The sequence below is a fragment of the Salinicola acroporae genome (assembly GCF_003206615.1).
In the GTDB taxonomy this organism is placed as follows: domain Bacteria; phylum Pseudomonadota; class Gammaproteobacteria; order Pseudomonadales; family Halomonadaceae; genus Salinicola; species Salinicola acroporae.
Genome location: NZ_PZJW01000004.1, coordinates 268,835 through 284,287 on the forward strand (window position 1 = coordinate 268,835; position 15,453 = coordinate 284,287).

12 protein-coding genes are annotated in these 15,453 nt (G+C 64.2%); all 12 read left to right on the forward strand.

Going from position 1 to position 15,453, the window contains the following annotated elements:
• Positions 1 to 32: 32 nt before the first annotated feature.
• A complete protein-coding gene (gene nusA / locus DOM54_RS06715; RefSeq protein WP_110597716.1) occupies positions 33 to 1,526 on the forward strand; it encodes a transcription termination factor NusA in 1,494 nt (497 codons plus the stop codon).
• A gap of 27 nt (positions 1,527 to 1,553) precedes the next feature.
• Positions 1,554 to 4,088 (forward strand): translation initiation factor IF-2, encoded by a 2,535-nt coding sequence (infB, locus tag DOM54_RS06720; RefSeq protein WP_110715586.1) that lies wholly within the window; start codon positions 1,554 to 1,556, stop codon positions 4,086 to 4,088.
• A 67-nt stretch (positions 4,089 to 4,155) separates the two neighbouring features.
• Positions 4,156 to 4,611: a 30S ribosome-binding factor RbfA gene (rbfA, locus tag DOM54_RS06725; RefSeq protein WP_110715587.1), complete on the forward strand. Its 456-nt coding sequence runs from the start codon at positions 4,156 to 4,158 to the stop codon at positions 4,609 to 4,611.
• A complete protein-coding gene (gene truB / locus DOM54_RS06730; RefSeq protein WP_110715588.1) occupies positions 4,611 to 5,570 on the forward strand; it encodes a tRNA pseudouridine(55) synthase TruB in 960 nt (319 codons plus the stop codon). The genes rbfA and truB overlap by 1 nt, the downstream gene beginning before the upstream one ends.
• A gap of 122 nt (positions 5,571 to 5,692) precedes the next feature.
• Positions 5,693 to 5,962: a 30S ribosomal protein S15 gene (rpsO, locus tag DOM54_RS06735; RefSeq protein ID WP_071230933.1), complete on the forward strand. Its 270-nt coding sequence runs from the start codon at positions 5,693 to 5,695 to the stop codon at positions 5,960 to 5,962.
• Positions 5,963 to 6,247: 285 nt separating this feature from the next.
• Positions 6,248 to 7,258 carry a 3-dehydro-L-gulonate 2-dehydrogenase gene (gene yiaK, locus DOM54_RS06740; RefSeq protein ID WP_110715589.1) on the forward strand — a complete coding sequence of 337 codons (1,011 nt, stop codon included), beginning with the start codon at positions 6,248 to 6,250 and terminating at the stop codon, positions 7,256 to 7,258.
• A gap of 109 nt (positions 7,259 to 7,367) precedes the next feature.
• On the forward strand, positions 7,368 to 8,777 hold the full coding sequence (locus tag DOM54_RS06745) for an ethanolamine ammonia-lyase subunit EutB (RefSeq protein ID WP_110715590.1): 1,410 nt from the start codon (positions 7,368 to 7,370) through the stop codon (positions 8,775 to 8,777).
• The gene (gene eutC / locus DOM54_RS06750) at positions 8,774 to 9,595 is read left to right on the forward strand and encodes an ethanolamine ammonia-lyase subunit EutC (RefSeq protein WP_110715591.1); all 822 of its coding nucleotides are present in this window, start codon (positions 8,774 to 8,776) and stop codon (positions 9,593 to 9,595) included. Before DOM54_RS06745 ends, eutC begins: the two co-directional genes overlap by 4 nt.
• Before the next feature lie 287 nt (positions 9,596 to 9,882).
• Positions 9,883 to 11,397 (forward strand): choline-sulfatase, encoded by a 1,515-nt coding sequence (gene betC, locus DOM54_RS06755; protein WP_110715592.1) that lies wholly within the window; start codon positions 9,883 to 9,885, stop codon positions 11,395 to 11,397.
• Between the two features lie 181 nt (positions 11,398 to 11,578).
• Positions 11,579 to 13,168: an ABC-F family ATPase gene (locus DOM54_RS06760; RefSeq protein WP_110715593.1), complete on the forward strand. Its 1,590-nt coding sequence runs from the start codon at positions 11,579 to 11,581 to the stop codon at positions 13,166 to 13,168.
• Positions 13,169 to 13,245: 77 nt separating this feature from the next.
• Positions 13,246 to 13,878 (forward strand): cysteine hydrolase family protein, encoded by a 633-nt coding sequence (locus DOM54_RS06765; RefSeq protein ID WP_110715594.1) that lies wholly within the window; start codon positions 13,246 to 13,248, stop codon positions 13,876 to 13,878.
• Positions 13,879 to 14,041: 163 nt separating this feature from the next.
• On the forward strand, positions 14,042 to 15,412 hold the full coding sequence (locus DOM54_RS06770) for an aryl-sulfate sulfotransferase (protein WP_110715595.1): 1,371 nt from the start codon (positions 14,042 to 14,044) through the stop codon (positions 15,410 to 15,412).
• Positions 15,413 to 15,453: the final 41 nt, after the last annotated feature.

The following is a 15,453-nucleotide window of genomic DNA, read 5'->3' on the forward strand; positions in this document are numbered from 1 at the left end:
ACCAAGAACCGGTTTTTCGGCGAGGCATAGGCATGAGCAAAGAGATACTGCTGGTCGTTGACGCCATCTCCAACGAGAAGAGCGTGCCCCGAGACGTCATTTTCGAGGCTGTCGAGGCGGCACTGGCTAGCGCATCGCGCAAGCGCTTCGAGGGACAGGACGTCAGCGTCCGGGTCCAGATTGATCGCCGCACCGGCGAGTACGATACTTTCCGTCGCTGGGTGGTGGTCGAAGACGAAGACTATCTCAGCGAAGATCGCGAGATTCCGCTCTCCGAAGCGGAAACGCGCGAGCCTCCCTTGGCCGTCGGCGACGTGGTCGAAGAGCAGGTCGAGTCGGTGGCCTTCGGCCGTATCGCCGCGCAGACCGCCAAGCAGGTGATCGTGCAGAAGGTGCGCGAGGCCGAACGTGCCCAGATCGTCAAGCAGTACTCCGAGCGGGAAGGCGAACTGGTTGCGGGTATCGTCAAGAAAACGACACGTGACGGGCTGATCATCGATCTCGGCGAGAACGCCGAGGGCTTCCTGCCCCGTGGCGAGATGATCCCCGGCGAGCGCTACCGCATGAACGAGCGTGTGCGCGCGCTGCTGTGGAAAGTCGACGCGGAGGCGCGTGGCTCCCAGTTGATCCTGTCGCGGACCAAGCCGGGCATGCTGGTCGAGCTGTTCAAGATCGAGGTGCCGGAGATCGCCGAGCAGCTGATCGAGATCAAGGGCGCGGCTCGCGACCCCGGTGCGCGGGCCAAGATCGCGGTCAAGACCAACGACAGGCGGATCGATCCAGTCGGCGCCTGTGTCGGCATGCGCGGGTCGCGCGTGCAGGCGGTATCCAACGAGCTGCGCAACGAGCGCGTGGATATCATTTTATGGGACGACAACCCCGCGCAACTGGTGATCAACGCCATGGCGCCGGCGGAAGTCGCCTCCATCCTCGTTGACGAGGACGCCCACTCGATGGACGTCGCCGTCGGCGAGGACAACCTCGCTCAGGCCATTGGTCGTAGCGGTCAGAACGTGAGGCTCGCCAGCGAGTTGACGGGCTGGACGCTCAACGTCATGACCATCGATGAAGCCGAGGGTAAACGCGAGCAGGAAGTCGACAGCCTGGTCGAATATTTCATCAACCATCTCGAGATCGACGAAGACGTCGCCCGCATCCTGGTCGAGGAAGGGTTCACGACGATCGAAGAACTGGCCTACGTGCCGGTCGAAGAGATGCTGGAGATCGAAGAGTTCGATGAGGATCTGGTCGAGGAACTTCGTGCAAGGGCCAAGGATGAGCTTCTCAACCTGGCCATCGCATCGGAAGAGCAACTGGATGGCGCTCAGCCCGCCGAAGACCTTCTCACGATGGACGGCATGGACCGCCACCTGGCTTTCATTCTTGCCAGCCGTGGCATCGTCACCATGGAGGACCTCGCAGAACAGTCCATCGAGGATCTGAAGGATATCGACGACGTGGACGAGGAGCGCGCAGCGGCACTGATCATGACTGCCCGTGCGCCTTGGTTTCAGAGCGAAGAGTAACGTGGTCACGGGTTCAGGAGGGTCGTAATGTCAGACATGACCGTAAAAGAGTTTGCCGGCAAGGTGGGACGCGATGTGTCCCGTCTGCTTGAACAGATGAAGGATGCGGGTCTGCCGCATCAGAAGGAAAGCGACGCGGTCTCCGAAGAGGACAAGCAACGTCTGCTCGATCACCTGACCAAGAGTCATGGTGGTGGCCGCGGCCCGCGCAATCGCATCACCTTGACACGCAATACCCGCAGCAAGATCCGTTCGGGCGAGCGTGGCAAGACCATCGAGGTGCAGGTGCGCAAGAAACGCACCTACGTCAAGCGGGATGCGGAGCCGGTCGAGGAAGCACCGGCCGAGGATGCGGGCCCGCGTCAGCTCGTCGGCGACATGGCCGATCAGGCGCAGCAGCAGTCCGAGCAGGCTGCGGCCACGGCGGAAGCGGCGGCCAACGCGCCGACGTCGGATCTGACCGCCGGCCAGGAGAGCTCCAACAAGGCGGCCGCTCCCGCGCCCGAGCCTCAGGCACCGGGGGATGACATTCCCCAGGAGCCGCAGGTGGAAGACGAGGAGCCGACGTCCAGCAGCCAGCCGTTCGTCGAGCCACCGCCCAAGGAGCCGCGGACGGAGAACCGTCGCGCCCATCCGAAGAAGGACAAGGAGCGCGATCAGGGCCGTCGTGGCCGTCGAGACGACGACGACGACCGTTCCGAGCGTCGTCGCGGTGGCGGTGCCAAGAAGGTCAAGCGGGCCGAGCGTCGGGGTAGCCGTCGCGGTCGCGGCGACAACCAGCACGGATTCCAGAAGCCGACCCAGCCGATCGTGCGTGAAGTCGCGCTGCCGGAATCGATCAGCGTCGCGGAATTGGCGGACAAGATGTCGGTCAAGGCCAACGAAGTGATCAAGGCCATGTTCAACATGGGCGCGGCGGTGACCATCAACCAGACCATCGATCAGGACACTGCCGCGATCGTGGTCGAGGAGATGGGCCACAAGCCGAAGCTGGTCAAGGAAGATGCGCTCGAGACCGAAGTGCTCGAAGGCATCTCCTATGAAGGCGACGAGATTACCCGCTCGCCGGTCGTCACCGTCATGGGGCACGTCGACCACGGCAAGACCTCGCTGCTCGACTTCATTCGTCGCACCAAGGTCGCGACCGGCGAAGCCGGCGGTATCACCCAGCACATCGGCGCCTACCACGTCGAAGGCGAACATGGTGGGGTCACCTTCCTGGATACGCCTGGCCACGCGGCCTTTACCGCCATGCGTGCTCGTGGTGCCCAGGCCACCGACGTCGTCATCCTGGTGGTTGCCGCCGACGATGGCGTCATGCCGCAGACGGTCGAGGCGGTAGAGCACGCCAAGGCCGCCGGGGTGCAACTGGTCGTGGCGATCAACAAGATCGACAAGGAAGGCGCCGATCTCGACCGGATTCGCAACGAGCTCTCTCAGCACGGTGTGATCTCCGAGGAGTGGGGCGGCGATACCCAGTTCGTCTCGGTCTCCGCGAAGACCGGCGAAGGTATCGACCAACTGCTGGAATCGGTGCTGCTGGTTTCCGAAGTGCTCGAGCTCAAGGCCGTGCCGGAAGCGCCGGGCAAAGGCGTCGTGGTCGAGTCTCGCCTCGACAAGGGCCGTGGTCCGGTAGCGACCGTGCTGGTCCAGAACGGTACGCTCAAGCGTGGCGACATCGTCCTCGCTGGCCTGCACTACGGCCGCGTGCGTGCGCTGACCAACGAGCTCGGCAAGCAGGTCGAGTCGGTGGGCCCGTCGATGCCGGTGGAGATCCAGGGGCTCGACGGCACGCCGGAAGCCGGTGAAGACTTCATGGTGCTGACCGATGAGAAGAAGGCGCGTGAAATCGCCAACTTCCGTCAGGGCAAATACCGCGAGGTGCGTCTGGCGCGTCAGCAGAAGGCCAAGCTGGAGAACATGTTCAGCCAGATGGGCCAGGACGAGGTGGCCAAGGTCAACGTCGTGCTCAAGGCCGACGTCCAGGGCTCGCTGGAAGCGATCCGTGGCGCACTGGAAGAGCTCTCCACCGACGAAGTCCAGGTCGCCGTGGTTTCCTCCGGGGTCGGTGGTATCACCGGTACCGACGCCAACCTGGCACTGGCCAGTGAAGCGATTCTGGTCGGCTTCAACGTGCGTGCCGATGCCTCCGCACGGGAGATCGTCGAGCGTGAAGGGCTGGATCTGCGCTACTACAGCGTCATCTACCAGCTGATCGACGAGGTCAAGCAGGCCATGAGCGGCATGCTGGCACCGGAGTGGAAGGAAGAGATCGTCGGTATCGCCGAAGTGCGCGACGTGTTCAAGGCGCCGAAGATCGGGGCGATCGCGGGCTGCATGGTCGTCGAGGGCTCCGTCCACCGCAACAAGAAGATCCGCGTCCTGCGCGACAACGTGGTCATCTACGAAGGCGAGCTGGAATCCCTGCGTCGCTTCAAGGATGACGTCAACGAAGTGCGCAACGGCATGGAGTGCGGTATCGGCGTCAAGAACTACAACGACGTCCAGATCGGCGACAAGATCGAGGTCTTCGACCAGGTCAAGGTCGAGCGTACCCTGTAAGTGACAGGATCCCGCCGGCGCCCAGGTTTCTACGGAATAGGCGCCGGCGGAATCTCGAGAGGCAACGATGCGCGAATTCAAACGAACCGACCGGGTCGCCGACCAGCTGCAACAGGAGCTGGCCGTGCTGATTCAACGCGAGATCAAGGATCCGCGCCTGGGCATGGTCACGGTCAGCTCGGTCAAGGTCAGTCGGGATCTCGGTTACGCCGACATCTACGTGACGTTGCTGGGCGAAAACGATTCGGCTCGGGTCAAGGAAAACCTGGCTGTGCTCAAGCGGGCCGCCGGTTTCCTGCGCTCGCAGATCGCGCGCCGTATCAAGCTTCGCCATGTACCCGAGCTACGCTTTCACTATGACGAGAGCGTCGTGCGCGGGCACAAGCTGTCGGCGCTGATCGACGAAGCCGTTGCCAGCAACCGCCCGCAGGAGAGTGACGAAGCGGCGGCTGCGGATGGCGCGAGCCAGGACGACGAATCCCGGCAGAGCGATACCCGGCACGGAGATGGAGAGTCCCGCTGATGGCACGGCGTCGCAAGGGGCTGCCCATCAACGGTGTGCTGCTGCTCGACAAGCCCAAAGGGATGTCGAGCAATCACGCGCTGCAGCGCGCCCGACGGTTGTTCCAGGCGCGCAAGGCGGGTCACACCGGGACGCTGGATCCGATGGCGACCGGGTTGTTGCCGGTTTGCCTGGGCGAGGCGACCAAGTTCTCCGCTCACCTGCTCGAGGCCGACAAGGTCTATCGGACCCGAATCCAGTTCGGGGCCGTGACCGAGACCGGGGACGCCGAAGGCGAGGTGATCGCGCGCCAGGCGCTGCCCGCCACGCTGGATCGTGACATCGTCGAAGCTGCGCTCGAGCGGTTCCGCGGTGAGATCGAACAGATCCCGCCGATGTATTCGGCGCTCAAGCATCAGGGGCGCAAGCTCTACGAGCTGGCGCGTCAGGGCGAGACGGTAGCGCGTGCGCCGCGCCGCGTAACGATATATGATATGCGCCCGCTCGAATGGGAGCCCGATGGCGTCTGGCTGCAGGTTCGCTGCAGCAAGGGCACCTACATTCGGACCCTGGCCGAGGATATCGGCGCCGCGGTTGGGCTTGGCGCCCACATCACGGCGTTGGAGCGTCTGGAAACCGGGCCCTTCGACAGCGAAAGGCGCTTATCCTTCGAGACGCTCGAGGCGATGAGCGGCGAGGAACGGCTGGCGCAACTGCTCCCGGTCGATGTCATGCTCGAGCATCTGCCGACGCTCAGCGTGACGGAAACCGTGGCCCGGCGACTGCTGCTGGGGCAGCGGGCGGCGGTGTCGGACACCGAGCTGGCGCCGGGCGCGACGGCAAGACTGTATCGCGACGAATCCTTTCTGGGATTGGTCGAATTGACCGCGCCGGGGGAAATCGCTCCCCGGCGTCTGGTCGACACGACAGCACTGGGCTCGGATCCTGTCGAGTCGAGGCAGGTTTCGACAGGCGCCTGAGCCCAAGCTGGCGGCATCGATTCGATGCACCCGTCCCCGTGACGGTTAAACGGGAGGCTGCAAATATGCGTGGTCTCCGAGATATTCATCATTCAGGCATATTGCTTGCTGGAGAGTTTTTCATGGCACTAACCGCTGAAAAGAAAGCCGAGATCGTCAAAGAGTTCGGTCAGGGCGAGAGCGACACCGGATCCCCGGAAGTTCAGGTTGCGCTGCTGAGCGCCAACATCGACGGCCTGCAGAGCCACTTCAAGGATCACAAGCAGGATCACCACTCCCGTCGCGGTCTGATCCGCATGGTCAACCAGCGCCGTAAGCTGCTGGACTACCTGAAGGGCAAGGACTTCGATCGCTATCAATCGCTGATCAAGAAGCTCGGCCTGCGTCGCTGAGTCGCCCGGTCGCCAGCAACGGCGGCCCTGGTATCAGCGAAAGCCGGTGACGCCTCGTCATCGTCGAGAAGCCCTGTCGATTCATCGGCAGGGCTTTTTTCATGGCCTCGAAGCGGGTGATCCCGTGTCTCTCCGCATTCCGGTGCCAAGGCTCGTCGCCCAACCCATCGCCGTCGTTGGAAGACTGGCGATGTCCCATCCCCCCACTAAAGGCGAATACGCAGGAGTGACCGCGGCCGCTATGGTCGCTGGATATATGTATGATGTATTACTAAAGGATGTCCAATGGCGACGGTCGATTTCGCAACATTGCAAGCCACCCTGCACCGGGTCCTGCTCGAGGCGGGGCTGGGCCCCGACGATGCTGCGCTCTGTGCACGTATTCATGCCGAGAGCACGCGGGAGGGGGTGCACTCTCACGGTATCGGACGCATTCCCCGCTTCGTCGACTACGTCCGCCGGGGTTGGGTCGACATCGACGCCTCGCTGGAATCCGTCCAGCGACTCGGCGCCATCGAGGTGCTCGACGGCCACTTCGGCATCGGCATTCGCAATGCGATCCAGGCCACCGAAAGGGGTATGGCCCTGGCGCGCGAGCACGGCATGGGGCTGGTCGCGCTGCGTGACACGACCCACTGGATGCGGGGAGGCAGCTACGGGTGGCACGCAGCCGAACGGGGGTTTGCGGCGATCATGTGGACCAACACGGAGTCGTGCATGCCGGCCTGGGGTGCCGCCACCCAGTCGATCGGCAACAATCCTCTGGTCATGGCCGTTCCCCATCACGACGGTCCACTGGTGCTGGACATGGCGATGTCCCAATTCTCCTACGGCAAGCTGCAGACCATGCGACTCAACGGCGAGCAGCTTCCCGTCGACGGTGGCTTCGATACGGACGGCGAACTGACGCGGGATCCGGCGGCGATCGAGGCGACGCGTCGCCTTCTTCCGACCGGTTACTGGAAAGGGTCTGGACTGTCCATACTGCTCGACGCTCTGGCTGCGCTGCTGGCACAGGGCCGGCCGAGCCACGGTATCGATCGGGTCGAACGCGGCAGTGGGGGAGGGAGTTGCCAGATATTCATGCTGTTCGACCCCGCGCAGCTCGGCGGGCGAGCCGCCTGTGACGCCATCGTCGAGGGTATCCAGCACCATCTGGCGAGCGCCACGCCCGACGAGCCCGGCCGGGCGGTGCGCTGGCCAGGGGCTTCGACCTGGCGCCGGCGTCGCAGCCAGGCGCCGCTGACGCTGGACGACGGCCTCTGGCAGGAGGTCCTGGCGCTGGCGAAGAGCTAGCCGCAAGCCACGCGAAGGCGACGACATGCCGCTCGCAGGCGTTAGGGCGTTTATGGCATAAACTGAAGGTCACTCCTTGTACTCGAACAACGACAACAGGTGTGATGCCATGAGTGAGCATGTTTTCGATCTCGACGGCCGGCGGTATCGGTTCGATGGTCTTGGCGCGCTGCTGGCCGCCGCCACGCCTCACCGTTCCGGAGATGCCCTGGCCGGGATTGCGGCTGCCAGCGCCGAGGAGCGAGCCGTTGCCCAGATGGCGCTGGCGGAGCTGCCTCTCGCCACGTTCCTGGAAGAGCCGCTGATTCCCTACGAGGAGGACGAGATCACGCGGCTGATCCTCGACCGTCATGATCGTGCCGCGTTCGCACCGGTTGCCTCGCTGAGCGTCGGCGAATTCCGCAACTGGTTGCTCTCCGAACGCGCCGACGGCGAGTCGCTCGGACGGCTGGCCCCTGGCCTGACGCCGGAGATGGTCGCGGCGGTCTCCAAGCTGATGCGCGTTCAGGACCTGGTGCTGGTGGGACGCAAGTGCGAGGTCGTCACGCGCTTTCGCAACACCATCGGCCTGCCGGGCCGGCTGTCGACGCGGCTGCAGCCCAATCATCCCACCGACGACGCTTCCGGCATCGCGGCCAGCATTCTCGATGGCCTGCTCTACGCCAGTGGCGACGCCGTGATCGGCATCAATCCCGCCACCGACAACACCTCCACGGTGGTGACGCTGTTGAAGATGCTCGACGAGGTCATTTCCCGTTACGAAATCCCCACCCAGAGCTGCGTATTGACCCATGTCACTACCGCGATCGAGGCGATCGAGCGCGGCGCGCCGACGGATCTGGTGTTCCAGTCGATTGCCGGCACCGAGGCGGCCAATCGCGGATTCGGCATCGACCTGGCCCTGCTGCGGGAGGGGCGCGAAGCGGCACTGTCGTTGAATCGCGGCCCCCTCGGCAACAACGTGATGTATTTCGAGACTGGTCAGGGCAGCGCGCTTTCCGCCAATGCCCATCACGGGCTCGACCAGCAGACGCTGGAGGCGCGCGCCTACGCGGTCGCGCGGGAGTTCGAGCCGCTGCTGGTCAACACCGTGGTCGGCTTCATCGGCCCCGAGTATCTGTTCGACGGCAAGCAGATCATCCGCGCCGGGCTGGAGGATCACTTCTGCGGCAAACTGCTCGGCGTGCCGATGGGCTGCGATGTCTGCTACACCAACCACGCCGAGGCCGACCAGGACGACATGGACATGCTGCTGACGCTGCTGGGTGCGGCGGGATGCCACTACATCATGGGCATTCCCGGCTCCGACGACATCATGCTCAACTACCAGACCACGTCGTTCCATGACGCGCTCTACCTGCGCCAGGTGCTGGGGCTGCGTCCGGCGCCGGAGTTCGAGCAGTGGCTGGAGAGCAGCGGCATCTACCGCCACGCTCAAGGCATCGCCTTTGATCGTGAGTTGCCGCCGCGTTTCCAGCATGTACTGGGGTCGAGGGGCACCACGGAGCTGCCGTCATGAAGGAGAGTCAACCATCCGCGGCCGGTGAAGCGCTCACGGTCACCAATCCTTGGCAGCGGCTCCGCGAACTCACCGATGCCAGAATCGGCCTGGGACGCGTCGGCGGCAGCCTGCCAACGTCGGCCCAACTGGCCTTTCAACTCGACCACGCCCGGGCCCGCGACGCGGTGCACATGACGCTGGATACCGAACGCCTGATGCCGGCGCTGGACCGTCGCTTTCCCTTGGCGCTGCGGCTGCACAGCCGCGCCATCGACCGCGACGAATATCTGCGCCGGCCGGATCTCGGCCGACAACTTTCCGCAGACGCCGAGCAGGAGCTTGCGGCCATCACGTCCGAACCCTGCGATGTCTCGATCTGCGTGGTCGACGGCCTCTCCGCGCGGGCGATTCATGAGCAGGCCATCCCGTTTCTCGATGCCGCGCTGCCGGAGATCGACCGGCTGGGACTGTCGCTGGGGCCGGTGGCGCTGGTGGAGCAGGGCCGGGTCGCGATCGGCGACCCCATCGGCGAGGCGCTCAAGGCGCGCATGAGCATCGTCATGATCGGTGAGCGGCCCGGACTCAGTTCGCCGGATAGCCTGGGGCTCTATTTTACCTGGGCGCCCCGGACAGGCCGACGCGACAGCGAACGCAACTGCATCTCCAATATCCGCCCGCGAGGACTGAAGTATGCCAACGCCGCCAGGCTGCTGGCCTACCTGATGCGCGAGGCGCAGGCATTGGGCGCTTCCGGGATCGCACTCAAGGACGACAGCGAAGGGGACTCGCAGCTCGGTGACGGTCGCCAAGGCAATTTCTTGCTGCTGCCTGAGTAACGCTGGCATTCGAGCCCGGTCGACTTCGTTCAGGGAAGAGTGGCCTTGCAGGTTGCCGAGGCTGGCGGCATCGATGCCGTCGGTGCGGGTGGCTGTGCCGGGCCGTTGCCGAAGCGGCGTCGCCATTCACTGGGGTTGGAAAGGTTCCGACAGCGGAGCTTGACGGCCTACCGCCTAGCCCAAGCCCCACTTGGCCTCAGGCGTCGAATTGATCGTTTGCGCCGATCCTTCCGCGAGGCGCAAGCTGGTGGTAATTCGAACGCCAAGACAACGACGCAGGGGGAAGCATGACGCGACCGAATATTCTGGTGCTGATGGCCGATCAGGTGAATGGCACGCTGTTCGAGAACGGGCCGGCGGATTTCCTGCACGCGCCGAACCTGAAGAAGCTGGCCAGGCGTGCGGTCAACTTCAACAACGCCTACACCCCGAGCTACCTATGTGCGCCGGGTCGCGCCGCGTTCATGTCGGGCCAACTGCCGTCGCGCACCGGCGTCTACGACAACGCTGCGGAATTTCGCTCCGCCGTGCCGACCTGGGCCCACCATCTGCGTCGCGCCGGCTATTCGACCTGCCTCTCCGGCAAGATGCACTTCGTGGGGCCGGACCAGTTGCACGGCTTTGAAACCCGGCTGACCACCGATGTCTATCCCGCCGATTTCGGCTGGACGCCGGACTATCGCAAGCCCGGCGAGCGCATCGACTGGTGGTACCACAACCTGGGCTCGGTGACTGGTGCCGGGGTGGCGGAAATCTCCAACCAGATGGAGTACGACGACGAGGTCGCTTTCCACGCCGAGCAGAAGCTGTTCGATCTCTCCCGCGGACACGACTCGCGGCCCTGGGCGATGTGCGTGAGCTTTACCCACCCCCACGACCCCTATGTCGCTCGTCGCCGGTTCTGGGACCTCTACGAGGATTGCGAGCACCTCGATCCAGAGCAGGATGTGGTGCCCTTCGACGAGCTCGATCCGCACAGTCGGCGGGTCTTCGAAGCCAACGACTACACCCAATTCGATATCCAGCCCGAGCACGTGCGCCGGGCACGGCGCGGTTATTTCGCCAATATCTCCTATATCGACGACAAGGTCGGCTCGATTCTGGACGTGCTGGAACGGACCCGGATGCTCGAGAACACTATCATCGTGGTCTGCTCCGACCACGGCGACATGATCGGCGAGAAAGGGTTGTGGTTCAAAATGAGTCCGTTCGAGGGCTCCTCCAGAGTCCCGTTGATGATCGCCGCGCCGGGACTGGAGCCGCGTTCGGTGGAGACGCCGGTGTCCACGATCGATATCAACGCCACCCTGGCCGATCTGGTGGGAATCGACCTCTCCGAGGTGGCACCCTGGACCGATGGCCAGTCGCTGCTGCCGCTGGCCCGTGGCGGCACCCGCGAGGCGCCGGTCTACATGGAGTACGCCGCCGAGGGCACCCAGGCACCGCTGGTCACGATTCGCGAAGGGCGCTGGAAATTCAACCACTGCGAGCTCGATCCGCCGCAGCTGTTCGATCTCGAGGCGGACCCGCGCGAGACCCGCAACCTGGCCGACGATCCGGACCACGCCGAGACGCTGGCGGCGTTCCAGGCCAAGGTCCGCGAGCGCTGGGACATGCAGCGCTTCGATGCCGAAGTCCGCGAAAGCCAGGCCCAGCGGCTGATCGTCTATGAAGCGCTGCGCAACGGCCACTATTACCCGTGGGATCATCAACCGTTGCAGGACGCCTCGCAGCGCTACATGCGCAACCACATGGATCTCAACATCGTCGAGGAGTCCCAGCGCTTCCCTCGTGGCGAGTGAAAGCCCGAACACGGGGCGCTCTGCGCAATCTGTCGGCATGCGGCGTATGAGCGGGCGCCGCATGCGCGTACAATCCGCATGAGACGAACGTCCAAGACGAAAGTCGAGCCTGCCTCGGCTGTCGTCGTTCCGTTCCCTCTGTCGTCGTTTCATTCACGCCGTTTCCGCGAGATTCCCCGCTGTGCTCTCTACTGCCAATATCACCATGCAGTTTGGCCCCAAGCCGCTGTTCGAGAATGTTTCCGTCAAGTTCGGCGGTGGCCATCGCTACGGCCTGATCGGCGCCAACGGCTGCGGCAAGTCCACCTTCATGAAGATCCTGGGTGGGGATCTGGAGCCAACCGGCGGTCAGGTGATGAAGGACGTCACCACGCGGCTGGGTAAACTGCGCCAGGATCAGTTCGCGTTCGAGGATGAGCGGGTGATCGACACCGTGATCATGGGCCACGAGGAGCTGTGGGAAGTCACCGCGGAACGTGAGCGCATCTACTCCCAGGCGGAGATGAGCGACGAGGACGGCATGAAGGTCGCCGACCTGGAGGTGCGCTTCGCCGAACTCGAGGGCTATACCGCCGAGGCGCGTGCCGGCGAGCTGCTGCTGGGACTGGGCATTCCTCTCGAACAGCACACCCAGCCGATGAGCGTGGTCGCCCCGGGCTGGAAGCTGCGCGTGCTGCTGGCCCAGGCGCTGTTCTCCGACCCCGACGTGCTGCTGCTCGACGAGCCCACCAACCACCTGGATATCAACACCATCCGCTGGCTGGAGGAGATCCTGCGGGCGCGCAGCTCGACGATGATCATCATCTCCCACGACCGCCACTTCCTGAACAGCGTCTGCACCCACATGGCGGATCTCGATTACGGCGAGTTGCGGCTGTTCCCGGGCAACTACGATGAATACATGATCGCTGCCACCCAGGCGCGGGAGCGGCTGCACGCCGACAACGCCAAGAAGAAGGCCGAGATCGCCGAGCTGCAGCAGTTCGTCAGCCGCTTCTCGGCCAATGCGTCCAAGGCCAAGCAGGCCACCTCGCGCCAGCGCAAGATCGACAAGATCCAGCTCGAGGAGGTCAAGCCCTCCTCGCGCGTGAGCCCGTTCATCCGTTTCGAGCAGAGCAAGAAGATCCACCGCCATGCGCTGACCGTGGAGAAGCTCTCCAAGGCGTGGGGCGACAACGTGCTGTTCGAGCGTTTCGGGCTGCAGGTCGAGGCTGGCGAGCGGATCGCCATCATCGGCCCCAACGGCATCGGCAAGACCACATTGCTCAACTGCCTGGTGGGCACGATGGTCCCGGACGCCGGAGAAGTGAAGTGGACCGATGCGGCGGAAGTGGGCTATTTCGCCCAGGATCACGCCGCCGATTTCGAGAGCGGCGAGACGCTGTTCGAGTGGATGCGCCAGTGGACCACCGAAGGCGAGCAGACCGTGCGCGGTGCGCTGGGCCGCATGCTGTTCTCCAACGACGACATCGGCAAGTCGGTGAAGGTGATCTCCGGCGGCGAGCAGGGGCGCATGCTGTTCGGCAAGCTGATCCTGCAAAAGCCCAATGTGCTGGTGATGGACGAGCCCACCAACCACCTCGACATGGAGTCGATCGAGGCGCTCAACCTGGCGCTGGACAACTATCCCGGCACGTTGATCTTCGTCAGTCACGACCGCGAGTTCGTCGGCTCGCTGGCGACCCGCATCATCGAAATGAAAGAGGATGGCATCGTCGACTTCAGTGGCAACTACGATGACTATCTGCGCAGCCAGGGGGTCTACGGCTGAGCACTACCGCCGCTCCGTGGCCCGGGATGGACTAAGCTGAACGACAGCGAGCCCATCCCTGCCAGGAGCTTCCCGCCATGACATCTGTCCTCTCCCAGCGCATCGATCCGGTCAAGACCGCCTTGGTCCTGATCGAATTCCAGAACGACTTCACCACGCCCGGTGGCGTACTCCACGAGGCCGTCAAGGCCGTCATGGCGCGTGACGACATGCTGACCAAGACCCAGCGCCTCGTTGCCACGGCACGCGCGGCGGGTGTCAGCGTGCTGCACGCGCCAATTCACTTCGCACCCGGCTATGGCGAGATCACCGCCCAGCCCTACGGCATCCTCGCGGGTGTCGTCGACGGCAACGCCTTCGTCAAGGGCGAGTGGGGTGCGGAGATCTGCGATGCGCTGACGCCACAGGCCGGTGACATCGTCATCGAGGGCAAGCGCGGGCTGGATACCTTTGCCTCGACCAACCTCGATTTCATTCTGCGCAGCAAGGGTATCGAAACCATCGCGCTGGCCGGATTCCTGACCAATTGCTGCGTGGAATCCACCATGCGCTCGGGCTACGAGAAAGGCTTCGAGGTGCTGACGCTGACCGACGGTGTCGCCGCGACCAGCGAGGCCGAGCACGATGCCGCGATCCGCTACGACTACCCCATGTTCTCCAAGCCGATGACGATCGCCGAGTTTACCGGACGGCTGCCGGACGCCGCCTAGGCGCTAAACATTGGCGGGCGGGGATAGAAATGGTGTGGCGAGGGTCTATCGGAAAGCCGATGGCCATGAATCATGTCTATCATCGGTCAGGCAAGGATTGCCGGCATGCTGCCATGCCGGCCAGGCCCGCACAGGGCGGCACTCGACGAAGGAGCGACGGGCGATGATGTCACGGAGAGGATCCGTTGCGGTACTGCTGGGCGCCTGGTTGATGGCCACGGCGACCACGGCGTTGGCCTTGCCCAGCAGCTTTCCCACCGGTACGACCTACTACGATCCCGAGCGGGCCTACAACGGCTTCGTGCTGTTCCCCGGCGGCGACCGCAAGACCCATCTGATCGACATGAACGGCAACGAAGTGCACCGTTGGGACTACGAGAGCTTCCCGCCCATCCCGCTCTCCGCCGAGCAGGCCGGTGGCGAGAAAGGGCATCTGCTGGTGCAGCTGGCGAGGGCCGACAAGCTCCCCGAGCACGCCAGCCCCGGCAACGGTCTCACCAACGCCGCCGTGGCGGAGGTGAACTGGGACGGCGAGGTGCAGTGGCATTGGGGCAGCCAGCAGGATCCGGTCTACCAGCATCACGACATGCGCCGGCTGTCCAACGGCAACAACCTGGTGATGACCGCCGAGATGCGCGAGCTCAACGGGTTCGATTATCCGATCATCGAGAACGGTATCGAGGAGGTCGATGACGAGGGGCAGGTGGTGTGGACGTGGAAGGCGGGCGATCATCTCGACGAGATGGGTTTTTCCGATGCCGGCCTGCGCTCGCTCAAGGATTCCGAGGATCCTGACTTCCTGCATCTGAACACGGCCGTACCGGTGGGGCCCAATCGCTGGTACGACGCCGGCGACGAGCGCTTCGCGCCGGACAATATCCTGGTCAATTCGCGCAACGCCAACGTCACGTTCATCGTCGACCGGCAGAGCGGCGAGATCGTCTGGCGTATCGGCCCCGACCTGCCGGCCCTGCAGCTCAATGGCAAGCTTGGCCGTCCCGTGGATCAGACCGTGGGATCCCACGACGTCCACCTCATCCCCAAGGGCCTGCCGGGTGCCGGCAATCTGCTGATCTTCGACAATCAGGGCAACGCCGGCTTCCCGCCCTCGAAGCAGGGGTTCTTCTCGTCCTCCCGCGTGATCGAGGTGAATCCGAGCAGCGGCAAGATCGTGTGGCAATATACCGGCAACATGTCGGGACGTTCGCCCTACACCTTCTATAGCTCGTTCATCTCGAGCGCGCGCCGGCTGCCCAACGGCAATACGCTGATCGACGAGGGCCAGAACGGCCGACTGTTCCAGGTCACGCCGGCAGGCGAGATCGTGTGGGAGTACGTGAGCCCGTTCTTCGGCAAGTCGATGCCGAACGACGATTACGTCACCAATCAGGTCTACCGCGCGCAACTGGTGGATTACGACTGGGCACCGGCGGGCACGCCGCACGAGGAGACCGCCGTGATGCCGGACTGCGACATCTATGTGGCGGCGCCCGGCTGTGGCCCAGGCGATGCCGACGACTTGTCCGAACAGTGAGCGATCCCCTCGGCCGGCATGGTGGCAAGACGCCGCAGGCG

What these genes read in the sequence shown, in the direction of transcription:
- rbfA (WP_110715587.1), top strand. Translation starts at nt 4,156, where the DNA reads ATGCGCGAATTCAAACGAACCGACCGGGTCGCCGACCAGCTGCAACAG.
- DOM54_RS06770 (WP_110715595.1), top strand. Translation starts at nt 14,042, where the DNA reads ATGATGTCACGGAGAGGATCCGTTGCGGTACTGCTGGGCGCCTGGTTG.
- yiaK (WP_110715589.1), top strand. Translation starts at nt 6,248, where the DNA reads ATGGCGACGGTCGATTTCGCAACATTGCAAGCCACCCTGCACCGGGTC.
- truB (WP_110715588.1), top strand. Translation starts at nt 4,611, where the DNA reads ATGGCACGGCGTCGCAAGGGGCTGCCCATCAACGGTGTGCTGCTGCTC.
- rpsO (WP_071230933.1), top strand. Translation starts at nt 5,693, where the DNA reads ATGGCACTAACCGCTGAAAAGAAAGCCGAGATCGTCAAAGAGTTCGGT.
- DOM54_RS06745 (WP_110715590.1), top strand. Translation starts at nt 7,368, where the DNA reads ATGAGTGAGCATGTTTTCGATCTCGACGGCCGGCGGTATCGGTTCGAT.
- infB (WP_110715586.1), top strand. Translation starts at nt 1,554, where the DNA reads ATGTCAGACATGACCGTAAAAGAGTTTGCCGGCAAGGTGGGACGCGAT.
- nusA (WP_110597716.1), top strand. Translation starts at nt 33, where the DNA reads ATGAGCAAAGAGATACTGCTGGTCGTTGACGCCATCTCCAACGAGAAG.
- betC (WP_110715592.1), top strand. Translation starts at nt 9,883, where the DNA reads ATGACGCGACCGAATATTCTGGTGCTGATGGCCGATCAGGTGAATGGC.
- eutC (WP_110715591.1), top strand. Translation starts at nt 8,774, where the DNA reads ATGAAGGAGAGTCAACCATCCGCGGCCGGTGAAGCGCTCACGGTCACC.
- DOM54_RS06765 (WP_110715594.1), top strand. Translation starts at nt 13,246, where the DNA reads ATGACATCTGTCCTCTCCCAGCGCATCGATCCGGTCAAGACCGCCTTG.